The organism is Bacillus sp. A260, assembly GCF_009861435.1.
Lineage (GTDB): Bacteria > Bacillota > Bacilli > Bacillales > Bacillaceae_G > Bacillus_A > Bacillus_A cereus.
Genome location: NZ_CP046398.1, coordinates 4,996,897 through 5,021,518 on the forward strand (window position 1 = coordinate 4,996,897; position 24,622 = coordinate 5,021,518).

A 24,622-nucleotide genomic window follows, 5' to 3' on the forward strand; every position below is an offset into this window, starting at 1 on the left:
ATAATGATACGCATATAAAAAGAAAGCGAGAGACACCTATGATTAATCAAGTTGGACAAATTATGCTATATGTAAATAACCAAGACGAAACAGTACAATTTTGGACAGAAAAAGTAGGGTTCCAAATCATTGCGGAAGAAAATAACGGAAATGGCTTCCGCTGGATTGAAATTGCACCGGCGAAAGAAGCAGGAACAAGCATCGTCCTTCACGATAAAGCGTTAATCGCGAAGATGCAACCTGAACTAAACCTAAATACACCTTCACTTATGTTCTTCTCAAATGACTTAGACCGTCTATATAAAGATCTTTCTGAGAAAAATATCACAGTTGGACAGGTTGTAGATTTACCTACTGGTAGAGCATTCAACTTTGCTGATAATGAAAATAATTACTTTGCAGTAATGGAACGTAAATAAAAAATAAGCTATCCGAAAAAATCGGATAGCTTATTTCATCTTAAGAAACTTGTTCTACATTCGTTTCTCTATGCTGTATATGACTCGTGATCCAAGCAATTCCACCGGCAACAACGAGATAACATAACAATATTAAAATTTGCATTTGTAATTGCGACCAATCTCCTAAAGAAATAACATCTTGTAATCCTCTAAGAGAATGAGACATTGGGAGAAACTGTCCAATTTTGCTAAGAACAGCTATGTTTAATTCTCCTGGGAAAGTACCTCCGCTCGTCGCTAATTGCAGGACAAGAAGGGTTACCGCTAAGAACTTTCCAACAAGACCAAATACTGTTACTAGCATAAGAATAAATGTCATGAACGTAAAGGAAATAACAATACTTGATAAAACAAAGAGTGGCACACTTGCGACTTCTAATTTCATAACACCTAGCACAACTACATCTACGAGTAGCGCTTGAATAAGTCCAATTAAATATACCAATCCTAGTTTATTAATAAAATGTACCGTTCCGCTTACCTTCATATTTTGTCTGCGGCCAAGAGGTAAAATATTCGATGCCATAATTCCGCCAACATAAAATGCAAGTGATAAGAAATATGGCGCAATGCCTGAACCGTAGTTAGGCACGTCAGAAACTGTTGACTTCACTAACTGAACTGGCTCTGAGAACATCGTATTACGTGCATCATCATTACGAACATCCGCTATCTTCTCTGCGCCCTCTCCCAATTTCGTAGAAAGTTCTTTCGCACCATCATCAAGTTTAACAAGTCCATTTGTTAATTTACCAGCACCGTTATTCAGCTCCGTTCCACCACTCGCAAGCTGATTTACACCTTCTTGCAATGATGTAAACCCATTTCCCCACTTCGTAAATCCATCAGCCAAATTCGATGCACCATCTGCTACCTTTTTCGTTCCAGCAGTAGCTTCATTTAACTTAACTCCGAATGTATTCATGCCTTCTTCAATCTTATGTTGACCGTCAGCAATCTTCTTCGCACCTTGTGTCAATTGTTGTTGGCTATTATTTAAAGTATTTGTTGCTTTAGCTAGTCCATCAGACGTAGCAACAATTTTTTGAAAAGCGGGATCTTGCTGCACTTCTGGATGATTTTTCACGTACTCTTCTAATTGTTGTTTTATACTATTAGCTGCACCATCCGCTTTTACTTGGCCTTCAGCAAGCTTCTCACTTCCGCTCACCCATTCATTTGTACCAGCACTTAATTCACTAACCCCTGATTGTAACGTTTTTTCACCTTGTGCTAATAACTCCATACCGCTATGAAGTGAAGTTGCTCCTTGACTTAGCTCATTCGCTCCGTCAGTTAAGGCTGATTTGCTAGAAGCAAGTTTTTCACTTCCCTCTTTCACTTTTGATGTCCCGTCACTTAAACGATGAATACCATCTGCAAGCTGATTTGCCCCATTTCTTGCATCTGTCGTTCCTTCATGTAACTTCCCAGCACCATTACTTGCATCACTCAACCCTTGTGCTAAGTCTTGAAACTTTGAAAACACACCTTCTGTATAAGATTTCGTAATACTATTTGAAATTTTTGTTTTCATATTTTCAACAGCTGTCGTTCCAATTTGCGCTGCTACAAAGTTTTTACCCGGATTTACTTTGTACTGCAATTGTGCTGGTTCTGGTTTCTCATCCATAAGTGTACTTACCTTTTTAGAGAAATCAGCTGGAATCGTAACAACCATATAGTACTTATCTTCTTTTAGCCCTTCATCAGCATTTTTTTCTGATACGAAATGAAAAGCCAGTTCTTTATTCTCCTTTAAATTTTTTACAAAATCGTCTCCTGCATGAATTGTTTTCTCATCCATCGCAGCACCTTTATCTAAATTCACAACCGCAACAGGTAATTTATCTAATTTTCCGTACGGATCCCAATATCCGGCTAAAAAGAATCCTGAATAAATTAACGGAACGATTAATAAAAAAATTAAAGCGATACGTCCATGTTTATGGTGCCACATCGCTTTCCAATCTTTAAATACAAGTTGAATTCCCTTCATGAAACATACTCCTTCTCCGAATTTAACACCATTAGAATGGTTTAACAGATTTACTATACACGTCACTTTCCATACTGTATAATACATCTTTAATTATTAATTCATTCCTTTTGGTCTATAGAAAGGAGACTCGAAATGGAACTGCTCCAGTTAAAATACTTTCAGACAGTGGCACGACTAGAACATATGACAAAGGCAGCTGAAGAATTGCATATCGCACAACCTTCACTCAGCAAAACAATCGCTAGACTCGAAAAGGATTTAGGCGTCCCTTTATTTGATCGCCAAGGTCGACAGATTACTTTAAATTCTTTCGGAAAAGTATTTTTGAAACGAGTAGAGCGTATTTTTCATGAATTAAGCGAAGGGGAACGAGAAATTAAAGATTTAGCCGAATTACAACAAAGCTCTATTACACTAGCCGTTTCTATTCCGAGAATATTGCCAGAACTACTTGGCTCTTTTTTACTAGAACATCCTAACGTTCGGTTCCAACAATTTCTGGCATCCACTCCTTCTATGAAACGACAACTAGATAATATAGAAATTGACTTTTGTATCTCCTCTGTGCCAATTGAAGGAGAAGAAATTGTTTGGGAACCACTTATTACAGAAGAAATTTTCTTAGTCGTCCCTTCAGGCCATCGTTTATCAGGCCGAGAAAATATCCACCTCCATGAAGTAAAGGACGAACCGTTCATTAGTATGAACACTGGCTATGGATTTCGGCACTTAACAGATGAATTTTGTAAAGAAGCTGGTTTCACTCCGCATATTGCTTTTGAAGTCGATGAACCGACCGTAATTAGCGACCTCATTAAGCAAGGTCTCGGCATCGCTTTTGTTCCAAGTTTAACTTTATTAAAAAACTCTACTTTAGCATCAAGCAAGTTGCGTATTATTGAACCCACTTGTCAGCGAACCATCGGATTAAGTTGGTCAAAAAAACGCTACTTATCAAAAACAGCTCAGCAATTCCGTGAATTCGTGATTGACTACTTCTCTAATATTAGGACATAAAATTATATGAACAAATAAAAGGTGCCACCCTCATATGGTGGCACCTTTTATTGTTCACTCTTTTTTAATTCCATTTCAGCTAAAAGCGGCAATACGTTATCAAAAATATGCGTATTATTATTTTCACCTGTTACATATCCACCGTAATATCTACTAAATACATTGTCATTTCGGAATGTGGCCATATGATCATACAATTCCTTCGCAAACTTTGTATCACCTGTTTGTAGTACGTACAAAATCGTTAGTCCGTACGCGGCCGGCGATTCATAATTCACAGTTTGTTTTCCCGTTTCTAAATTGTAACGACCGTATAGCTTTCCATCCTCCTGGAACTTCTTCTTTATAAATTCCAAATAAGCGGCTGATGAAAGACCACCTAAACTTCGATGATATGCAACGTATGATTGGTCAATAAGATTCACTTCTTTATCGTACGTAAATGTACCATCTTCTTTATACTCTTTTGGGAATGCCCAGCCATGCCTTGGATAATCTGCTAAAAATTGAACGACTTCCTGATATTGCTGAGCAGAAACTTTGCCGTACTTCTTCATATAGGAGAATGCACGCGGATTTATGTATGATGTTGTTACAAAATTATTTTGTTTTCCTGCATCTGCATCATAATAATCAACATAATAATTATCTTTTTTATTATAACGAAGTACAGCATCACTTAATTGATCGGCAAGGTTTTTATAACGCTCTTCCTTATACATTTCATAAGCACGATATAATTGTTCTATAATACGAAGATCATCTATAAGTGCATTTGTAGCTGACTGCCTCTCTCCCTTTTCAGAGAGTTTCCATAAAACGATATGATTCTTATATATGAAATTATCTTGAATAACCTTTACTTGCTCATCAAATAACGCCTGATCATCTTTATCAAGTGTATACTGTAACCATAATCCCGCCGATTCTGATAAAGCTTCACGTCCCTTAGCTTCACCCGTACCTGCCTTAGTATCTACTAAACGATACGTGGCAAGTGTTCCATTGTCATTCACCATATGTCTTAAAATAAAATTTTCTGTACGGTTTCCTTGTAAAGCTGACCAAAATACAATTCCACCTAAAGCGATTAAGAAGATAACTCCAATCCCTATATATAAACGTTTCCGCAATCTTTTCACCTCCCTAGTAAGGCTAACCTTAATTTTATCAGAACATACATAAATTTAAAAAAGACAATCTATTAGATTGTCTCCCGCATTTCTATCCCCCGCAAACCTCTTTAGAAGGTTTATATAGCGATTGTACAAGTCGATCATATTCACGACGTGTAATTTCTTTATTATATAGCTTCAATAATAAATCTCTATGCTCTTTTGAAAATGCCATCTTTTTAATGACTTCAGGATACATAAAACACCCTCTCCATTTCACATAAACTTCTTGATTCCGAAAAACAGAACTTATGTTCGCATAAAAGATTATAAAAGATTCCTGAGCAAAAAACAAACAAAACATGACCAACTATTTATTTCTTTCTATTCAAAATATTACAACATTATATTATCATATTCACTTTTTAAATACATATATATTTTTGGTAGTTTTTTTGAATAAATCTTCCAATTCAATCAGAAAATAATGGCAAAAAAGAAGAGGAGTTTACATATGGATACGGTAACATTAGCAAGAGCATTTTTTGGTTCTTCATTAGCATTCCACATTATCTTTGCAACACTTGGGGTCGGTCTTTCATTGATGATTTTTATAAGCGAAATACTCTATCACTGGAAGAAAGACTCCGACTATGCCATTATGGCGAAAAGATGGACAAAGGCGTTTGCTATTCTTCTCGGTGTAGCAATTCCAACTGGAACAATTGTTGGTGTGCAAATCTCACTTCTTTGGCCTGGTTTCGCCAAAATTGTTGGGCAAGTTATTTCTGTTCCCTTCCAAATTGAGATTTTTGCCTTCTTTTTGGAGGCTTTATTCATGTCGATTTACGTATATGCAGCCGATAAACTTCCTCCATTTATGAGATTAATCTCGCTATTTTTCGTCATGCTTGGTGCCACGGCATCCGCCGTGCTCATTACATCAGCAAATACATGGATGAATACACCAGCAGGCTTTTCAATGAATCCAGATGGATCTGTTTTTAACGTTGATCCTTGGAAAGCTTTCTTTAATCCGAGTTTTGGCACAAGTGCATTCCATGTCGTTATTACGGCTTATGCAACTGGTGCGGCTGTCATTGCTTCTATCGCTGGATTTAAATTATTGAAGAAAAATTTAAGTACACGTGAAATTGCTTATCATAAAAAGGGGCTACTATTAGGGCTTGTCGTGACATTTATTACAGGCGCTACGATGTGGCTTTCAGGGCACGAATCGGCAATCGCCCTACATAAACACTCACCTGAAAAACTTGCATCTGCTGAAGCTTTATTTGAAACGACATCACACGCACCGCTATCCATTGGCGGGGTTGTGGATCCTAATACACTTGAACTAAACTATGCACTTGAAATCCCAAACATGCTTAGCTTATTAGTGGGACTAGACCCTAGCACTGTCGTAAAAGGTCTAAATGAATTCCCACAAGAAACATGGCCACCATTTTATACACATACACTATTCAACTTAATGGTCGGCACCGCTGCGTTTACCTTTGCAGTTGCAGCAATTGCACTCTTATATTGGTACTTCGTTTACCGAAAAAAGGGAACAGAATTACCGAAGTGGCTACTTTGGGGGGCTGCCGCATGCGGACCAATTATGATGCTCGGTATTGAATTCGGATGGATTTTCAGTTGTAGCGGTCGTCAACCATGGACAATTTATGGTATGCAACGTACCGTCGATGCATCTACACGCGCCGATTTCGTCGGTCCTTTATTTGTTTTGTTCATCATTTTATATATTGGACTCGCTATTTTAACAGTCATTGTTCTACGGACATTCTTTAGAAGACATCCATTAAAGAATGATTTACAACACCAAGGAGGCGATTCTCATGCATGAGGAAAGTATTGCAATCATCATCTTATGGGCCCTTATTTTCGTATACAGTATATTAGGGTCCATCGATTTTGGAGCTGGTTTTTGGGGCATGGTATACGCCAAACATCCAACTCTCGCTGCCAAACTTGCGAATCGGTACTTATCACCCACTTGGGAAGTAACAAATACGTTTCTTGTTTTCGTCGTTGTCGCATTTCTCGGCTTCTTTCCGAAAGCGGCCTTTACTCTTGCGACAGTAATGTTCGTACCAGTTATGTTAATTTTAGTGCTCGTTGCAGTACGTAGTACGTTTATGGTATTTGCTTACTCCTTACCAAAATATCAGTACCTTCTTCGGGTTATTTCAGGTATTACTGGTCTCTTAATTCCAGCACTATTAATTACCGTTTTACCCGTTACAGAGGGAGCCTATATTACAATGTCTGAAGGAAAAGAAGTACTCCTGTATGGAAAACTTCTTTCTAGCCCGGTTATCTACTGTTATATGCTCTTCGGACTAACGTCTGAACTATTTCTCTCCTCTCTCTTTCTTGCTGATTTTGCGAGAGAACAAAGTTCAGAAGATACGTATAGAATTTATAGAAGAAATGCTATCATTCTTGGTCCTGCAACGCTCGTTACAGCAATCATCGCCCTCGTTGTAATGGACCCAGAAACACATTGGCTTATGCAAGGATTAATAAAGCAATTCCCGTGGTTTACAGTTTCTATTGTTTTATTCGTTATCGGATACTCGTCCCTTTGGTGGACAAACAAAAAATACAATACACTAGGATACCCTCGCATTGCCGTTTTAGCTGTCGTCGCTCAATATGCATTTGCCAGCTACGCTTACGGCGTCGCGCATTTACCTTATATTATTTATCCTGACGTAACTGTATTTACAAGCTTTACAACGACAGAAACGTTCTATGCACTGCTCATTCTATACGCAATTGGGATTGCAATTTTATTACCAGGATTTATTTTCTTCTGGAATTTATTCTTGAAGGATCGTACTTTTTTGAAGGAAAAATAATATAGTCTTGGAGTCTGTCCCAAAAGGCATTTTGGAATAGACTCCTTTTGTCATGTTTTGTTGATAAGTCGATATATTTTAAAAATCGCCAATATATTTCAATAATCGCTGATATATTTTAAGTTGCGCCAATATATCTCCATAATTGCCCATATAAATTTCATTTACTATTTTACTGCCCCAATAATTTATAGACTCCTCTCATAATAGTTATTTCACTATTCGTGACACTTGTCCTTTAGCATGAAAAACACATATTCGGTTCATCTCGTTATACGTCTAGTTCTTCTTATTTTTTGCTGAATATACTACCAATATAAACTTGAGACAAGCTACATCTGTTCAAGGGAAAATAGAAAGGTAGGCAAAATATGAGCATTGAAATATGGATTACTATTATTGTATTCTTCTTAACGATGATCGTTATCTTTTGGCGGCCTCGAGGTTTGAATGAGGCGTGGCCAGCAGCAATCGGAGCTGGTATCATCATAATTACTGGACTTGTATCAAAACCAGACGTCATGGATATTATAAGTAAAATTGGCGGTGCTTCCATAACAATATTAGCGACCATCGTCATGGCAGTTATATTAGAAAGCTTCGGCTTCTTCCATTGGTCCGCAGCGAAACTGGCAAATCTAGCGAAAGGTTCTGGACGCCGTCTATACTGGTATATTCAATTATTATGTTTTCTTATGACTCTTTTATTTAATAACGACGGTAGTATTTTAATTACAACTCCCATTTTAATTCTTCTTCTAAAAAACCTTCAATTAAAACCACATCAACAAATTCCTTATTTATTAAGCGGAGCTTTAATCGCTACCGCATCTAGTGCACCAATTGGTGTAAGTAATATCGTAAACTTAATTGCATTAAATATCGTTAATATGACTCTTTATATGCATACTGCTATGATGTTTGTACCTGCAACATTAGGCTTATTATTTATGTCATGGCTCATGTATACAGTTTTGAAGAAAAAACTTCCGAAAAAATTACCTGTTTCTTCATATGATATTGAAGAAATTTTCTTCACGAAAAACTTCCATCCACTAAAAGGAAATAATTCTGTTGATACGAAACAAAAACGGACAAGATTCATGTTAAAAGTATTAGGTTTCGTCTTCCTGATGCGCTGTCTTCTATTCGTTGCATCCTTCTTATCCATCCCAATTGAAATCGTTGCAGTACTTGGTTCACTCGTTCTTCTCATTTGGAGATGGTACTACTTACGAACAAATCCTGTCGACATTTTGAAAAAGACACCGTGGCACATTTTAATTTTCGCCTTCTCTATGTACGTCATTATTTACGGACTCCACAACGCAGGATTAACAGCTGCACTTGTACAATGGCTCGAGCCAATTGTGAATCAGCATCTACTCTATGCTAGCTTTGCAATGGGCGGACTTGTATCCATCCTCTCTAACGTCTTCAATAACCATCCTGCCCTTATGATTGGTACAATCACATTAACAGAAATGGGACTAGATCCAGTCACATTAAAAACAATCTATCTTGCAAACATCATTGGTAGTGATATCGGTTCACTATTACTACCAATTGGTACACTAGCTTCACTCATTTGGATGTATATTCTGAAACAAAACAAAATTAAAGTAAAATGGAAAGACTATTTAAGTGTATCCCTTATCGTTATCCCGCTCACAACAGTCGTCACACTATTCCTCTTATTCTACTGGGTACATCTCTTCTTTGCCTTATAAACAACAGAAGCCCCATTTGCTACCGTCTTAGCAAATGGGGCTTCTTCTATAATAAAGTTAGGTACTACAGTGTGATCAATCAAGTAAAGAGGTGTAACATATTATTGATATAAATGACTACCAGCTTCTTTAAATTCTTCTGCTTTCTCTTTCATTCCTTTTTCAATTGCTTCTGTCGTTTCTAAATCATTTTCTTTTGCATACTCACGAATATCATGCGAAATTCTCATACTACAAAACTTCGGTCCACACATTGAACAGAAGTGAGCTGTCTTTGCCCCTTCTGCAGGCAACGTTTCATCATGATATTCCATCGCACGTTCAGGATCTAAAGATAAATTAAATTGATCGCGCCAACGGAATTCGAAGCGTGCTTTTGAAAGTGCATCATCACGCTGATGAGCCGTTTTATGTCCTTTCGCAAGATCAGCCGCATGCGCTGCAATTTTATACGTAATAACACCCGTGCGTACATCATCTTTGTTTGGCAAACCTAAATGTTCTTTCGGCGTTACATAACAAAGCATCGCTGTTCCAAACCAGCCAATCATAGCAGCTCCAATTGCAGATGTAATATGGTCATAACCTGGTGCAATATCTGTCGTTAGCGGCCCAAGTGTGTAAAACGGCGCGCCCTGACAAATATCAAGCTCTTTCTCCATATTCTCTTTAATTAAGTGCATCGGTACGTGTCCAGGTCCTTCAATCATAACTTGCACATCATGTTTCCAAGCAATTTTGGTTAATTCGCCAAGTGTTTCAAGCTCAGAAAACTGTGCTTCGTCATTTGCATCTGCAATAGACCCTGGACGTAATCCATCTCCAAGAGAGAACGAAACATCGTACTGCTTCATAATTTCACAAATCTCTTCAAAGTGAGTATATAGGAAGTTTTCTTTATGATGGAATAGACACCACTGCGCCATAATCGAACCACCGCGCGAAACGATACCTGTCGTACGCTTTGCCGTGATTGGAATGTAACGAAGCAATACACCAGCGTGAATCGTAAAGTAATCAACGCCTTGCTCCGCCTGCTCAATTAACGTATCACGATATACTTCCCACGTTAAATCTTCTGCAATTCCGTTTACTTTTTCCAGCGCTTGATAGATCGGTACAGTTCCAACTGGTACAGGCGCGTTACGAATAATCCACTCACGCGTCGTATGAATATTTTTACCTGTAGATAAATCCATAATCGTATCTGCACCCCAGCGAGTAGCCCACGTCATCTTCTCTACTTCTTCTGCAATCGAAGAAGATACAGCTGAGTTTCCGATATTCGCGTTTACCTTCACATGGAAGTTACGCCCGATGATCATCGGTTCAGCTTCTGGATGATTAATATTCGCTGGTAAAATAGCGCGGCCTTCTGCGATTTCCTTACGAACAAACTCCGGCTCTACCCCTTCACGAATCGCAACATATTCCATCTCAGAAGTAATAATGCCATTACGTGCATAGTGCATTTGCGTAACGTTTGCACCTTGCTTTGCTCTAAGTGGCTGGCGATCCATTTGCGGGAAAACAGGTGTATGTTTCGAAGCCACTTTCACACCGTCATCCTCTGGTTTCACTTCACGCCCTTCGTATGCTTCTACATCACCACGCCCCATAATCCAAGAGTGGCGCGGCGTTGGAATCCCCTTTTCTAACTCCACTTTATACTCAGGATCCGTATAAGGGCCGCTCGTATCATACACACGAATTGGCGGATTTGGAACGCCATTCGTTTCGCTTTGTTCAATCTCACGCATCGGTACTTTCATGCCTTCTCGTGGCCCATCCACATATACTTTCTTACTCCCTGGTAAACTCGATTTCAATTCAATTTGCTCAGCTGAAACAGATTGTTTCATAATTTTTGTTGCCCCCCTGTACGTGACAAGGACGAGATATGGCCAGCGTATGCCAAAATAAAAAGAGCCAGGTCCATAAAAAAATAAGGACCTGGCTCATAAAAGACATCATTATGTAAAGCCGTTAACTTCCCTACGCTGGTACGAGCCAGATCAGGTCCAAAGGGTTAAGAAGTTCACGCGCTTCTCTCTCAGCCTACGCATACGTTAGGCACCCCTAGTTTATCACTGATTTAATTTTCAATACTTTCCCATCATACACCATAATCTGAAAAATTCAAAGCTTATTTCTTTTGCTCTTTACGGAATCATCCAAGTTAAATAATACGCCTGCACATACGTCATAATACCAACAATAATTACGAAGAATAAGCTATGCTTCACTGTAAAACGGAACAAATCCGATTCTTTTCCAGCAAGACCAACCGCTGCACAAGCGATCGCAATCGACTGCGGGGAAATCATTTTACCTGTTACACCGCCTGTTGTATTTGCTGCAACGAGAAGCACTTCAGATACGCCGACTTGCTGCGCTGTAATGGCTTGTAAATTTGAGAACAGTGCATTCGCAGACGTATCAGACCCTGTTAGGAATACGCCAATCCAGCCTAAGAATGGTGAGAAGAACGGGAATAGTCCGCCAGTTCCAGCTAATGCTAACGCTAACGTGGAAGATAGACCAGAATAGTTTGCGATAAATGCAAACCCTAGTACGAATCCGATAGATAGAATTGGCATTTTTAATTCGCTTAACGTTTCTTTAAATGTCACTACTGCATCTTTTACATTCATTTTCAAAATAAACATGGAAATGATACAAGCAATTAAAATCGCTGTTCCGGTTGCCGATAATACATCAAACTTCAGAATTGCCTCGTAAGGCGTTGGTTTATTTACAATTGGCTCTGCTTTCATTACTAGATTATGCAGACCTGGAATTTCAAACTTAAATACAAGACTTTCTAAAGCCCCTCCTGGAGTGAATAATGCCTTAAAGAAACTTTGGCTCCAAATGACTACCATAACCGTTAATACGATAAATGGGGACCATGCCTTCACTACTTTTCCAAACGTTAATTTCGGCATCGATGCCGCTGTCGTTGTTGCTGCTACTTCACTATTTGCTTGCCCAGATTGATAAATTTCTTTCGGCTGCCAAACTTTTAAGAACAGCGCTAAACTAATTAAACTTACAAGTGCCGATGTAATATCCGGAAGTTCTGGTCCTAAAAATGTCGCTGTAATGAACTGCGTAATCGCAAATGAACTACCCGCTACAAATAAGGCAGGCCACGTTTGTCGTATCCCCTTAAATCCATCCATTAAAAATACGATAAAGAATGGCACAAATAATGATAGGAACGGTAATTGATGCCCAGCCATTTGTCCAATTTTATGTGGATCAATACCTGTTACTTGTCCAGCAACTGTAATCGGAATTCCCATCGCTCCGAACGCCACTGGTGCAGTATTTGCAATCAAACAAAGACCTGCTGCGTATAAAGGATTTAACCCAAGCCCCGCAAGAAGTGCTGCTGTAATCGCTACTGGTGCCCCAAATCCTGCCGCTCCTTCTAAAAATGCTCCAAATGAAAATCCAATTAAAATAACGAGTAGACGATGATCGTTCGTAATCGATAATACCGATGCACGAATCACATCGAATTGACCTGTTTTCACAGAAATTTTATATAAAAATACCGACATAATGATAATCCAAGCAATTGGCCATAATCCGTATAAGAAACCATATCCGGTCGCTGCCATCGCCATCGTGAACGGCATTTTATAAGCGAATAACGCTACTAAAACTGTAAGTACAACTGTAATAAATCCTGCCACATACCCTTTCATGCGGAAAACTGCTAAAGCTAAGAAAAAAAAGATAATCGGAATAAGTGCTACCGCTGCCGAAATCCAAATGTTTCCGAATGGATCATAAACTTGTGTCCATGTGTTCATTGTTCTCTCCCCCTAAAGAATCCCCTTTTAAATAGAATAACCTCATCAATAGACTATCAGGTCATCATACCTTTAAGTCTAAAATAAAAAAACGTTTAAGAAAACGTTTTCAACAACTTTCATTTATACTGTACCATAACAATTTCCATTAAAAAAGATTTTTTTGAAAATTTTATCATTTAACGAAAAAATCTTACAAAATCGTCATGTTCCTGTAATGTTCATCGATAGAAAGCTTGCAAAATTTATTGCATAATAATAGTATAACAACGGACATTATTTATGAGGTGATATATATGAATGGAAACAAAATATTAGCTGCTTTATCGTACTTTAGTGTACTATTTGCCCCTATCTTATTCCCAATTATCGTTTGGATTGTGGGGGACGCTGAAACAAAGCCACATGCAAAACGTGCTCTATGGACACACATCATTCCAAGTATTGCTACATTTATCGGCGTAGCCATTTTAGGAATTATGGGCATGGGATCTGACCAAGCAGATGTAACACTTGGAATTGGATCAATGATTGTCTTAGCTATTTGCGGAATCATCAGCTTATACTACTTCATCTGGAACATTGTAAAAGGAATTAAAGTACTGAAAGCTTAATTTTAAACAAACGTTTGTTTAAAAAAGGACCCTTGCAAATTGCAAGGGTCCTTTTCCTAATTCGTTCACTTTATCTTCTGCGTTTCTTCTTTTTTCTCATCATTTTCTTTCGGCGCGTATTCACTTTATCCGCTATAATGTGAAGCGTACTTGCCACAACAATTCCCATTAAGAACGTTACAATTTCAACCTCATGTTTCTTCGCAATTTCTATTAAATTACCATCCAGTGCGATTACATTTAATAGAAATAAAAATGGAGAAAAGACGATTAACATGTACGCAATACGAATCACATCACCAAGTATAATCGTATGCGTAAAGAAAGATCGATGCGGCATTACTTTTTTATAAGGATACCAAAATATACGTAAGAAACCCCATTTGTTATAAGCATTACTGTACGTATCTAAATCTGGTGTTAAAAATGAAGTACCTACTAAAAAACCAATTGCAAAAGTTAATAAAAAATCAAAATTTGTTAATCCATACGAAAAGAGAAAAAACAAAACAACCGGAAGGGATATTAAGTTTATTTTCGTATGTGTTCTTCCTGATGGCATAATGCACTTCCTCGCTTACGTTCGTCCTGTCACCTTATGACAGGTTTCACCTATTGACCTAATTTCTGATCGATAAATGTTGTGTCTATATCCGAACCAAACCATTCTGCCAACTTCACTCGTGCCTTATCTTTCACATCTTCATTGACGTATAACGACACCTGTATTAGTGCGGCCGTTAACGCCCCTAAATCATCCGTATAGCCAATTCCAGCAATGAAATCTGGAATCGCATCAATCGGTGCAATAAAATAAGCAAGTGCTCCAATTACAATAATTTTCACTCGTTTTGGAACATCGGGTCTTTGCAAAACGTAAAACAGTAATAAACTTGCATAAATGACCGACTGCCCAGCTTGCTTTGCAACATGTTTTACTTTCTTCCAAAACGCTTCAACTGAAAATTTTTGTTTCATGTAAAAAGCCTCCCTATTTTTAAAAAGAAATAAGCTACAATATGTTATCAGTAAAAGTTCATGGAAATTACACAAAACCTATCAATGAACTTTTATTGTAACAAACAAACTAAAAAAGAACAAGTGTTCGTTAATTTTTACACGATTTCCTTCATATAATAGATTTCTAGATAACCCTTACCCATCTTCGTTTCTTATTTCTCAACAAAGAAAATTTTCACTTCTACTTAACATTCTGCTCTACCTTTGTTATATTTTCTAGTTGACGGACATATAAACGAATGTTAAAGTTTTCTCTGGTAGTGACAAATCTTATACAAAAAATGTAAAATGTTATAGTGTTTCTCAGAAATGAATTTTGTTGTATAATACAGAAATGACGTTATGCTTATGAGCAACAAAAGAAACCAAAAGGGTATGCATAGTTATAGTCGTATATGGGTGAATATAGAACCTTTAATTATGGCCAAGAAAACTATGTATTTTTTATTTTAGCATTTTTCGCTCCAAAATCGACCAAGCCTGATAGAGAAAGGGTGGAAATGAATGAAAGAAACCTTGAAATCACAATTTCAAAATGTGCGTTTCACTGTATTCGTAGCTTTAGCCTTATGGCTGAAAACTTACCTTATTACACGCACAAGCTTTGACTTAAAACTTGAATCTTTCATGCAAGAATTCATTTTATTCCTTAGCCCATTAGCAGCATCATTACTGCTTGTTGGTCTTGCATTATTTGCAAAAGGGAAAAAACGTAACTATATAGCACTTGGAATTAATTTTGTCTTAACAATCGTTCTTGTTGGTAACGTAATGTTCTACGGATTCTACAATGACTTCGTTACATTACCGGTGCTAGGACAAACATCTAACTTCGGAAGTTTAGGTTCTAGTGTGAAAGAATTATTTAACTACAAAATTATCCTTGCATTTGCAGACATTATCGTTTTCTTCGTTCTATTAAAGAAAATGAAGAACTTTGCACCTACAGAGCGTGTAGCACGCCCGATGCGTTCTCTATACTTCGTATCAACAGTTGCTATTTTCTTCGCAAACTTAGGACTTGCAGAAGCTGAACGCCCAGAACTATTAACACGTTCATTCGACCGCGTTATGCTTGTTAAAAACTTAGGATTATATGTACACCAAGTATACGATCTTGGCTTACAAGCAAAATCAAGTTCACAAAAAGCGTTCGCTGACGGTAGTAAATTACAAGAAACAGAAAACTACGTAAAAACAACACAAAGTAAACCAGATCCAAATATGTTCGGTACTGCAAAAGGGAAAAACGTAATTGTTGTCTCTCTTGAGTCATTACAAACATTCTTAATTGGTGCAACAGTTAACGGACAAGAAGTTACACCATTCTTAAACCAATTTACGAAAGAAAGTTATTACTTTGATAACTTCTTCCATCAAACTGGTCAAGGTAAAACATCTGATGCTGAATTCCTAGTAGATACTTCGTTATATCCACTAGACCGCGGTGCTGTATTCTTCACACACGGTAACAATGAATATACAGCAACTCCAGAAATTTTACGTCAGCAAGGGTATCACACGTCGGTATTCCACGCAAACAACGCAACATTCTGGAACCGTAACATTATGTATCCAGCACTTGGTTATGATCGTTACTACAACGAGCTTGACTACAAGATTACGCCAGAAACAAAATTAAATTGGGGATTAAAAGATATCGAGTACTTCGATCAATCTATTGATATGTTAAAACAAGTGAAGCAACCATTCTATACTCGCTTCCTTACTTTAACGAATCACTACCCATTCACTTACGATGACAGTACAAAATTAATCGACGAATACAATTCTGGTGATGGAGTATTTGACCGTTACATGGTAACTGCTCGTTACTTAGACGAAGCAATGAAACACTTTATTGAGCGTCTAAAAGCAGAAGGTATTTACGACAACTCAGTAATCGTATTCTACGGTGACCACTACGGTATTTCTGAAAACCATAACCGTGCAATGGCACAGTTCTTAGGAAAAGAAGAAATCACTGCATTTGACCATATGAACTTACAAAAAACACCGATGTTTATTCACGTTCCAGGTCAAAAAGAAGGTAAAACAATTTCGAAACCAACTGGTGAAATTGACATTAAACCAACTATTCTAAACTTACTTGGTGTAGATTCTACAAATGACGTTCGATTCGGTCATGATGTATTCTCACCTGATAATAAAGGATTCGTTGTTCTTCGTGACGGTAGCTTCGTTACAGATAAATACATGTACACAAACAGTACATTCTATGACCGTGCTACTGGCGAAGTTGTACAATTACCGAAAGAAGAATCTCAACCACTAATTGATCGCGCCCAAAATGAATTGAACATGTCTGATAAAATCATTGAAGGTGACTTACTTCGCTTCTCTGAAAGTAATAAGATCAAAACTGGTGAAGTAAAAACAGTTATTAAAGAAGAAAAGAAGAGTGCTGAGTAATCTCAGCCTCTTTTTTTATTTTCTTCCATACAACTACTTATATTCATTAACTTTAAAATTACATAACCTTTACCAAATATTCACATAGTGTTAATGAAAAATCTCTATAATAAAATATGTAAACGAGGTTCTACATATTTCTTATCTCTCATCTTTCGTAAGATCCCTTAAAGAAGTGTGTAAATCTTTTGTTTCTACTTTCTTATAATTGTCTTTCAACATGTTTTGTTTCCATACACAAAACATTCAACGAGACAATGTCCCTATGAAAGATAGCTACCCTCCTTGTGCAGCATTCCATAAGAATGTTGCTTTTTTTTATTTAAAAGCAGGATTCTCATTCTTATTTTCGAATTTGTATATACAAAATGCTGTAAAGTGAAACTTTAATCAGCCCTCACCAATCGGGCAGCTACGGGCAGTTATTCGCCCAATTCACTTCTTTGCTCCACCCGAATTTTTAAGTAGGAGTTTTACTGCCCGTTAATGCGGGGTAAACCATCCTTACTTCTCTATGATTTACAAATACATATACGGTCATATGTAGAGAATTGCTTACATAAAAATTACTATAGTGATTTTTATCTCGCATGAATGAAAGTTTCACGTTACTTACGTACTTACGAAAGGATGGGACGGAAATTGGCATACGAAAAATTTGTACTTTGGAATGATGAAGTTATTGATACAACAAAACAACAAACGTACATAGAACTTGAAGAGAGAGGTTCGCAGTTCGGAGATGGTGTCTACGAGGTTATTCGCCTATATAAAGGGAACTTTCACTTATTAGATCCGCACATAACGAGATTATATCGATCCATGGAAGAAATAGAATTATCGCTCCCTTTTTCAAAAGCTGAGCTCATCACTTTACTTTACAAATTAATTGAAAGAAACCATTTCCACGAAGATGGCACAATTTATTTGCAAGTATCTCGTGGTGTACAAGCTCGCACACATGTATTTTCATATGACACCCCTCCGACAATTTATGCCTATATTACAAAAAAAGAAAGACCAGCCTTATGGATTGAATATGGTATACGCGCTATATCAGAACCCGATACTCGATGGCTACGCTGTGACATTAAATCATTAAATTTATTACCAAACGTACTAGCTGCTACGAAAGCTGAACGAAAAGGCTGTAAAGAGGCACTTCTCGTAAGGAATGGTATTGTAACGGAAGGAAGCCATTCCAACTTCTTTTTAATTAAAAACGGAACTCTTTACACACATCCAGCCAATCACCTTATTTTAAATGGCATTATTCGTCAATATGTCCTTTCTTTAGCGAATACTCTTCACATTCCTGTACAGGAAGAACTTTTCAGCGTTCGTGACGTTTATCAAGCAGATGAATGCTTTTTTACAGGCACAACAATTGAAATTTTACCAATGACCCACCTTGATGGAACCGCGATTCAAGATGGGCAAGTTGGAGCTATCACCAAAAAACTGCAAAAATCTTTTAATAAAATCTTGTTACAATCCAATATGTCATCTTCTTAAACACGAATAATTTCTGTCCTTTTATATTCAATATATGCATTTAAATGGAAATCAAGGTGTAAATTTATACCTTGATTTTTTCTTGTAATCTTTTTGTCATATTCAGATTCCCACATAAGCCTTGACAGTAATCGACATGCTCTTTAGAATTTTTAACAGTTGGTAAATATTTCTTCACTACATTACAGACAGAAAGGAATCGACAAATTATGAAAAAGTATCTTGCCGGTCTTGCGGCAGTGTCTGTAGCAGGAGGAGCAGCACCTACACTTGATAGTGTTCAAGCTGCACCTGAACAAAATACACAAAAAGCTGCTACAACTGTCCAAGCTTCTGCGTCAAACAACTCATCTTATACGGTAAACACGAGCGTCTTACATGTTCGTGCGGGATCAAGCACTTCTCACGACATCATCTCACGTGTTTATAACGGTCAATCACTAAACGTGATTGGCGAAGAAAATGGTTGGTTCAAAATTAACATTAACGGAAAAACAGGCTTTGTTAGTGGCGAATTTGTATCAAAAAGTGGAGCAGCAAACAACAATGTAAGCACAGGTGGAAACAATAAAGTTACCGCTGATGTATTACGTGTACGTACAGCTCCTAACACTTCTAGTTCTGTTTCTGGACGTGTATATGCAGGACAAACATTAAACGTAATTGGACAAGAAAATGGTTGGGTGAAAATTAACCATAATGGACAAGTAGGTTATGTAAGTGGCGAATTCGTATCTGGCGGTTCTTCTAATGGGGGTTCTTCAAACAACAATACGAATAATAACAACCAAGAAGTAAAACCAGCAAGCGGAAACTATACAGTAAATGTATCTTCCCTTCGCGTTCGTACAGGTCCTAGCACTTCTCACACAACTGTAGGTTCTGTCAAAAAAGGACAAGTAGTACAAGTTGTTGGCGAAGTTCAAGATTGGTTCAAAATCAATTACGCAGGACAAACTGCTTATATAAGCAAAGACTACGTAACAAAAGGCGGTTCTAACGAAAACGTTACAGAAGGCAACAAACAAGGGCAAAACAATAATGGAACTATTCAAACTGGCGGTTCTTATGTAGTTAACGCTACATCTTTACGTGTTCGTACAGGCCCTGCTGCTTATCATAGTGTAATTGGTGGCGTTTTAAACGGTACAACATTAAACGTAGTTGGATCTGAAAACGGTTGGTTTAAAGTAAATTACCAAGGAAAAACAGGCTTTGTTAGCAGCGAATTTGTAAAATTCGTTAAAGGTGGCACTACTACTCCTGAGCAACCAAAACAACCTGAAAAACCTAACCAAGGTACAATTGGTGACTACTACATTAATGCTTCTGCACTAAATGTACGTAGCGGCGAAGGTACAAATTATAGAATCATAGGCGCACTTCCACAAGGTCAGAAGGTTCAAGTAATCTCTGAAAACTCTGGATGGAGCAAAATTAACTACAACGGTCAAACTGGTTATATCGGAACACGTTACCTATCTAAAACACCAGTTGGAGGCGCAGTAGATAATAAGCCTAACAATAACCAAAATAACAATCAAAACAATAACAACAATAATAATACAGGTAATAATAGCGGCGACAGTTCTTCCGTACTTGCATACGCAAAATCAATGCAAGGTGTACCATACGTTTGGGGCGGAACTTCTGCTAACGGTGTTGACTGCAGTGGTTACATCTACCACGTATTTAAGAAATTTGGTCATAACATTAGCCGCCAAAGTGTTGCAGGATATTGGAGTAGCCTACCAAAAACTTCAAGTCCACAACCTGGTGACTTAATTTATTTCCAAAACACTTATAAATCTGGCCCTTCTCACATGGGTATTTACCTTGGGGGCGGATCATTTATCCAAGCTGGAGATAAAGGTGTAGCAATCGCTTCATTAAGTAACTCTTATTGGAAGAGCCACTTCTTAGGATACACGAAAGCACCTTAATTAATAGTTTCAAAGCCTTCTAGTTTACTAGAAGGCTTTTTGCTATGAGTTCAACAATTACTCCCTTTCCCCTAGCTTCCCTCTACAAAAATAATGTATCTATTCTTCCATTTCATACACTTTATTCTGCAAAAACAATCCATAACGTTATCATAATGTATATATTCCCATAAAAAACATAACCTATTTCATGTCTATTTATTTCATATGTGTTTTTTTGAAGAATTTTCTTTTTATTTAAACTTTTCATTAGACGTTTGACCTCCGATGTCCATTATGATAAGTTACTTAAGATGTTATATTCGTAAACGTATAGACAACTGGTTTATACACTGTTTTTACTATGAGGAAGGAGCATACACTGCATGAATCTTTTATGGGGAATTGGCGGCGTGATTGGAGTATTAGCAATTGCATTCTTACTATCTTCCAACCGCAAAGCTATTAATTGGCGCACAATTTTAATCGCGCTAGCATTACAAATGTCATTTTCATTTATCGTATTACGATGGGATGCTGGTAAAGCAGGTTTAAAACACGCTGCTGACGGTGTTCAAGGATTAATTAATTTTTCTTACGAGGGAATTAAGTTCGTTGCTGGGGATTTAGTCAACGCAAAAGGACCTTGGGGATTTGTATTCTTTATTCAAGCACTACTTCCAATCGTATTTATTAGTTCATTAGTAGCAATCTTATATCATTTTGGTATTATGCAGAAATTTGTTAGCGTCGTTGGTGGCGCATTAAGTAAACTTCTTGGAACTTCTAAAGCAGAAAGCTTAAACTCAGTAACGACTGTATTTTTAGGACAAACTGAAGCTCCAATTTTAATTAAACCTTACTTAGCACGTTTAACAAATAGTGAATTCTTCGCTATTATGGTAAGCGGTATGACAGCTGTTGCTGGATCTGTTCTCGTCGGTTATGCAGCAATGGGTATTCCGTTAGAGCACTTATTAGCGGCTGCAATAATGGCAGCTCCATCAAGCTTATTAATTGCGAAACTGATTATGCCTGAGACAGAAAAAGTAGATAATAACGTTGAACTTTCTACAGAACGTGAAGACGCAAACGTTATCGACGCAGCTGCACGCGGTGCATCTGAAGGTATGCAACTTGTTATTAACGTAGCAGCAATGTTAATGGCTTTCATCGCATTAATCGCTTTATTAAATGGATTATTAGGATTGATTGGTTCTCTGTTCGATATTAAACTTAGCCTTGATTTAATCTTCGGTTACTTATTATCACCATTTGCAATCTTAATCGGGGTTTCTCCTGGTGAAGCTGTACAAGCAGCAAGCTTTATTGGTCAAAAACTTGCAATCAACGAATTCGTTGCATACGCAAACTTAGGACCACACATGGCAGAGTTCTCTGACAAAACAAATCTAATTTTAACATTTGCAATCTGTGGATTCGCAAACTTCTCTTCTATCGCAATTCAATTAGGTGTAACAGGAACGTTAGCTCCTACTCGCCGTAAACAAATTGCACAATTAGGGATTAAAGCAGTTATCGCTGGTACATTAGCGAACTTCTTAAATGCAGCAGTTGCAGGTATGATGTTCCTATAAACTTATATAGAGTCTTCTCTTTCTACAAGAGGAGACTTTTTTCATGCAATCCAAGCGTCTTTTATGCATCTATTAATCACCTTATGCCAAATATAGGAACATTATGATACAATAATGTTTAAGTCTTTTTATTTTTCTAATGAAAATAGCGATACTACTTATCGTTGCCCTTCAAAAGAATGTAACGACATGGTCAATTTCTTAATAATTGTGCATACTACAAGTATCTATTGATGAAATAGCTTTAAGGAGGAAAGTTTTGTGAAAGATAAGTTCTATAAAATCCTCTCTATGTGGATTCTACAAATTGTATTTTATTTTACTACTGTACATGTGACGAATTATGAGCATGCGCTCATTTTTACAATAATATACGTAATCGTAAATGTACTATTCTTATTTTTAGCTGACAAAACAGCATTTATTTTCTTCATACTAGGAACCATTATTTCCGTATTTTATTTGTTTTATGAAGCATGGCTTCATTTATGGAGTACATCAGATCAATGGCAATATATGATTACCCACTTCCTGATGGCAGCTAACTTCTTCATTGTATACATAACAACTCACCTATTGAAAAAAGTTATTCATGAAAATAAAACTTTGACTGAGCGTGTGAGAACGTTGGAACAATATATTGGAGAATCAAAATTACTAACAAGACAAGAATTCGAGAGACGCCAAGCTTTATTAACGACTGCAATGAATCGTCGTAATGAAACAGGCATTATTGTTTACTTTGATTTCACTTCCTTTAGTAAATATACGAAGGAAAGTGTTATGGACCGTGTAGCTTCCTTATTAGTTGAAACGGTAAGGAATGATTTTGACCTTGCTGCTGAATATGATAATAATACGCTAGTTATTTTATTACAAAACACAAATGAAGCTGGTGCTGATATTGTAATGAACCGCCTAAAGCCAAAAATGGAGCAATGGCTTGCAGCTGAAGCAATCCGAGATATAAAAATTTCATGCGAGCAAATTGGAAACAAAGGACAGACATTGTTATGATGACTCTCGTTATACTTCTTTTATTTCTTCTGTTTTGCGTACTCGTTTTTTGGATCAGTATCACATTTTCAATTAAATATGTTCTTATTTTTACGGCCTTTCTATTCTCTGGCTTACTCGTTTACTACTCTTTCTTAACAATTGCGGGCTTAATTCACCGAAATAGTAAACGAAAAGATCGTACGCTAGAACATTATCCGAGTGTCGATATTTTCATACCTGCCCATAATGAAGGCGTCGTTATTAAAGATACTTTAGAGGCAATGGCGAAGATTGAATATCCAGGAAAGCTAACCATTTATTTATTAAATGATAACTCTCAAGATGAAACACCTGAAATCGGCGATGATTTCGACAAAGCTTATGCCCACATTCGTCACATTCGTGTTCCACCCGGTGAACCGAAGGGTAAATCACGTGTACTAAACTACGGCCTTAGTATTTCAGATGGTGAATACTTCTGTGTGTACGATGCAGATAACCAGCCTGAGCCACACGCACTGCGAATGCTTGTAGAGCACGCTGAAACAACTGAAGATGCTGTTGGGGCTGTTGGACATGTTCGTACAGTAAATGAAAAAAGAAACTGGCTGACGCGAATGATTTCGCTAGAATTTCAAATCTTCCAGCTCCTTATGCAATCTGGACGCTGGTTACTATTCCAAACAGGCTCACTGACAGGAACAAATATGCTTCTTCGTCGCTCTGCACTAGAAGAGCTTGGTGGCTATGACCCTTATGCAATTGCAGAAGATGCCGAATTAACATTACGAATTACACAAAAAGGTTATCTCTTACCAATCGTCCCAGAATCAGTTACTTGGGAACAAGAACCAGAGCATTTAAAAATCCTTATTAAACAACGTACACGTTGGCTCCAAGGGAATTTATACATTTTAGAGAAAATGTTCTCGTCATTAAGCTTCTTTAAAGGAAAACTGCTCGTTCATTCCTTACAACAAGTTCTAGTGTATGTTGTATTTTGGCTATTCCTAATCATTTCGAACGTTTGGTTTGTAATTGGGCTACTCGGGATATTCCAAATTCAATATAGCATTCCGCTACTATTTATGTGGTATGTCGCATATATTACATATGTTTCTCAATTATTTAGTGCCCAGAGTGTCGAACGAACCTTTACACCGACTAATATTTTTATTAGCGTTATTATGTACTTTACGTACGCACAGCTCTTTACGTACTTATTTATTCGTAGCTTAATCTTATACTTACGTGCAAAGAGTAAGAAACAAGTCATCGGCTGGGATAAGACAGTTCGATTCAAAAAAGATAAATAATAAAAATAAGCACAGAGCGCCGTATGCTCTGTGCTTATTTATTGCCGTATAAATTATATATCAGACAATACCCCTTAGCTGAAAGTAATTTCACGTCCATCCCCCAACGAACGATCGACCTTCATTTATATACGAAAAAGTGATTGCTATTTTTGTAGAACCAATTGC

Annotated in this window: 19 protein-coding genes and 1 riboswitch; of the genes, 12 read left to right on the top strand and 7 right to left on the bottom strand. The window is 37.3% G+C overall.

Features of this window, described 5'->3' with window-relative positions; all coding sequences use genetic code 11:
- Positions 1-38: 38 nt before the first annotated feature.
- Positions 39-419, top strand: a complete 381-nt coding sequence (locus GD442_RS25465) for a VOC family protein (protein ID WP_078385763.1) — start codon at positions 39-41, stop codon at positions 417-419.
- Positions 420-459: 40 nt separating this feature from the next.
- Here GD442_RS25465 and GD442_RS25470 read toward each other — a convergent pair whose 3' ends face one another.
- Entirely contained in the window at positions 460-2,460 is a 2,001-nt protein-coding gene (locus GD442_RS25470; RefSeq protein WP_000676365.1) for a YhgE/Pip domain-containing protein, read from the bottom strand.
- Between the two features lie 135 nt (positions 2,461-2,595).
- Between GD442_RS25470 and GD442_RS25475 the strand changes: the two genes are divergently transcribed.
- The gene (locus GD442_RS25475; RefSeq protein ID WP_000421926.1) at positions 2,596-3,480 is read left to right on the top strand and encodes a LysR family transcriptional regulator; all 885 of its coding nucleotides are present in this window, start codon (positions 2,596-2,598) and stop codon (positions 3,478-3,480) included.
- A gap of 47 nt (positions 3,481-3,527) precedes the next feature.
- Here GD442_RS25475 and GD442_RS25480 read toward each other — a convergent pair whose 3' ends face one another.
- Together GD442_RS25480 and GD442_RS27915 are read right to left on the bottom strand one after the other, a co-directional pair.
- Complete coding sequence (locus GD442_RS25480) at positions 3,528-4,613, bottom strand: hypothetical protein (protein WP_001231662.1); 1,086 nt, start codon at positions 4,611-4,613, stop codon at positions 3,528-3,530.
- A gap of 91 nt (positions 4,614-4,704) precedes the next feature.
- A complete protein-coding gene (locus GD442_RS27915) occupies positions 4,705-4,854 on the bottom strand; it encodes a hypothetical protein (RefSeq protein WP_000283180.1) in 150 nt (49 codons plus the stop codon).
- Between the two features lie 255 nt (positions 4,855-5,109).
- Between GD442_RS27915 and cydA the strand changes: the two genes are divergently transcribed.
- The 3 genes from cydA (at position 5,110) to GD442_RS25495 (ending at position 9,213) form a co-directional block, all read left to right on the top strand.
- Positions 5,110-6,465, top strand: a complete 1,356-nt coding sequence (gene cydA / locus GD442_RS25485) for a cytochrome ubiquinol oxidase subunit I (protein ID WP_000381985.1) — start codon at positions 5,110-5,112, stop codon at positions 6,463-6,465.
- A complete protein-coding gene (locus GD442_RS25490) occupies positions 6,458-7,483 on the top strand; it encodes a cytochrome d ubiquinol oxidase subunit II (RefSeq protein ID WP_000544187.1) in 1,026 nt (341 codons plus the stop codon). The genes cydA and GD442_RS25490 overlap by 8 nt, the downstream gene beginning before the upstream one ends.
- A gap of 371 nt (positions 7,484-7,854) precedes the next feature.
- Positions 7,855-9,213 (top strand): arsenic transporter, encoded by a 1,359-nt coding sequence (locus tag GD442_RS25495; protein ID WP_000021123.1) that lies wholly within the window; start codon positions 7,855-7,857, stop codon positions 9,211-9,213.
- Positions 9,214-9,314: 101 nt separating this feature from the next.
- Here GD442_RS25495 and thiC read toward each other — a convergent pair whose 3' ends face one another.
- Together thiC and lldP are read right to left on the bottom strand one after the other, a co-directional pair.
- Positions 9,315-11,075, bottom strand: coding sequence for a phosphomethylpyrimidine synthase ThiC (gene thiC / locus GD442_RS25500; RefSeq protein WP_000814485.1), 1,761 nt, complete (start codon positions 11,073-11,075; stop codon positions 9,315-9,317).
- Between the two features lie 113 nt (positions 11,076-11,188).
- Positions 11,189-11,304: riboswitch (TPP riboswitch) on the bottom strand.
- Between the two features lie 71 nt (positions 11,305-11,375).
- Positions 11,376-13,037 (bottom strand): L-lactate permease, encoded by a 1,662-nt coding sequence (gene lldP, locus GD442_RS25505; RefSeq protein ID WP_001099333.1) that lies wholly within the window; start codon positions 13,035-13,037, stop codon positions 11,376-11,378.
- 296 nt (positions 13,038-13,333) lie between these two features.
- Here lldP and GD442_RS25510 point away from each other — a divergent pair, with 296 nt between their 5' ends.
- Entirely contained in the window at positions 13,334-13,651 is a 318-nt protein-coding gene (locus GD442_RS25510; protein WP_001014096.1) for a magnetosome magnetite crystal formation protein family, read from the top strand.
- A 70-nt stretch (positions 13,652-13,721) separates the two neighbouring features.
- On the opposite strand, the gene GD442_RS25515 is transcribed toward GD442_RS25510, so the two are convergent.
- Positions 13,722-14,213: a metal-binding protein gene (locus tag GD442_RS25515; protein WP_001139056.1), complete on the bottom strand. Its 492-nt coding sequence runs from the start codon at positions 14,211-14,213 to the stop codon at positions 13,722-13,724.
- A 50-nt stretch (positions 14,214-14,263) separates the two neighbouring features.
- Positions 14,264-14,629, bottom strand: coding sequence for a YkvA family protein (locus tag GD442_RS25520; RefSeq protein ID WP_000810369.1), 366 nt, complete (start codon positions 14,627-14,629; stop codon positions 14,264-14,266).
- Between the two features lie 546 nt (positions 14,630-15,175).
- Between GD442_RS25520 and GD442_RS25525 the strand changes: the two genes are divergently transcribed.
- The 6 genes from GD442_RS25525 (at position 15,176) to GD442_RS25550 (ending at position 24,454) form a co-directional block, all read left to right on the top strand.
- Positions 15,176-17,104, top strand: a complete 1,929-nt coding sequence (locus tag GD442_RS25525) for an LTA synthase family protein (RefSeq protein ID WP_000665358.1) — start codon at positions 15,176-15,178, stop codon at positions 17,102-17,104.
- Between the two features lie 630 nt (positions 17,105-17,734).
- Complete coding sequence (locus GD442_RS25530) at positions 17,735-18,619, top strand: D-amino-acid transaminase (protein WP_086407870.1); 885 nt, start codon at positions 17,735-17,737, stop codon at positions 18,617-18,619.
- 209 nt (positions 18,620-18,828) lie between these two features.
- Complete coding sequence (locus GD442_RS25535; protein WP_000760276.1) at positions 18,829-20,562, top strand: C40 family peptidase; 1,734 nt, start codon at positions 18,829-18,831, stop codon at positions 20,560-20,562.
- 365 nt (positions 20,563-20,927) lie between these two features.
- On the top strand, positions 20,928-22,139 hold the full coding sequence (locus GD442_RS25540; RefSeq protein ID WP_001051015.1) for a NupC/NupG family nucleoside CNT transporter: 1,212 nt from the start codon (positions 20,928-20,930) through the stop codon (positions 22,137-22,139).
- Between the two features lie 261 nt (positions 22,140-22,400).
- A complete protein-coding gene (locus GD442_RS25545) occupies positions 22,401-23,156 on the top strand; it encodes a nucleotidyl cyclase domain-containing protein (protein WP_086407869.1) in 756 nt (251 codons plus the stop codon).
- Positions 23,153-24,454 (top strand): glycosyltransferase family 2 protein, encoded by a 1,302-nt coding sequence (locus GD442_RS25550; RefSeq protein WP_000988751.1) that lies wholly within the window; start codon positions 23,153-23,155, stop codon positions 24,452-24,454. The genes GD442_RS25545 and GD442_RS25550 overlap by 4 nt, the downstream gene beginning before the upstream one ends.
- Positions 24,455-24,622 lie beyond the last annotated feature (168 nt).

Bases quoted from the DNA above. Each gene is read 5' to 3' on its own strand.
- GD442_RS25465 (WP_078385763.1), top strand. From the start codon at position 39: ATGATTAATCAAGTTGGACAAATTATGCTATATGTAAATAACCAAGAC.
- GD442_RS25470 (WP_000676365.1), bottom strand. From the start codon at position 2,460: ATGAAGGGAATTCAACTTGTATTTAAAGATTGGAAAGCGATGTGGCAC.
- GD442_RS25475 (WP_000421926.1), top strand. From the start codon at position 2,596: ATGGAACTGCTCCAGTTAAAATACTTTCAGACAGTGGCACGACTAGAA.
- GD442_RS27915 (WP_000283180.1), bottom strand. From the start codon at position 4,854: ATGTATCCTGAAGTCATTAAAAAGATGGCATTTTCAAAAGAGCATAGA.
- cydA (WP_000381985.1), top strand. From the start codon at position 5,110: ATGGATACGGTAACATTAGCAAGAGCATTTTTTGGTTCTTCATTAGCA.
- GD442_RS25490 (WP_000544187.1), top strand. From the start codon at position 6,458: ATGCATGAGGAAAGTATTGCAATCATCATCTTATGGGCCCTTATTTTC.
- GD442_RS25495 (WP_000021123.1), top strand. From the start codon at position 7,855: ATGAGCATTGAAATATGGATTACTATTATTGTATTCTTCTTAACGATG.
- thiC (WP_000814485.1), bottom strand. From the start codon at position 11,075: ATGAAACAATCTGTTTCAGCTGAGCAAATTGAATTGAAATCGAGTTTA.
- lldP (WP_001099333.1), bottom strand. From the start codon at position 13,037: ATGAACACATGGACACAAGTTTATGATCCATTCGGAAACATTTGGATT.
- GD442_RS25510 (WP_001014096.1), top strand. From the start codon at position 13,334: ATGAATGGAAACAAAATATTAGCTGCTTTATCGTACTTTAGTGTACTA.
- GD442_RS25515 (WP_001139056.1), bottom strand. From the start codon at position 14,213: ATGCCATCAGGAAGAACACATACGAAAATAAACTTAATATCCCTTCCG.
- GD442_RS25520 (WP_000810369.1), bottom strand. From the start codon at position 14,629: ATGAAACAAAAATTTTCAGTTGAAGCGTTTTGGAAGAAAGTAAAACAT.
- GD442_RS25525 (WP_000665358.1), top strand. From the start codon at position 15,176: ATGAAAGAAACCTTGAAATCACAATTTCAAAATGTGCGTTTCACTGTA.
- GD442_RS25530 (WP_086407870.1), top strand. From the start codon at position 17,735: ATGGGACGGAAATTGGCATACGAAAAATTTGTACTTTGGAATGATGAA.
- GD442_RS25535 (WP_000760276.1), top strand. From the start codon at position 18,829: ATGAAAAAGTATCTTGCCGGTCTTGCGGCAGTGTCTGTAGCAGGAGGA.
- GD442_RS25540 (WP_001051015.1), top strand. From the start codon at position 20,928: ATGAATCTTTTATGGGGAATTGGCGGCGTGATTGGAGTATTAGCAATT.
- GD442_RS25550 (WP_000988751.1), top strand. From the start codon at position 23,153: ATGATGACTCTCGTTATACTTCTTTTATTTCTTCTGTTTTGCGTACTC.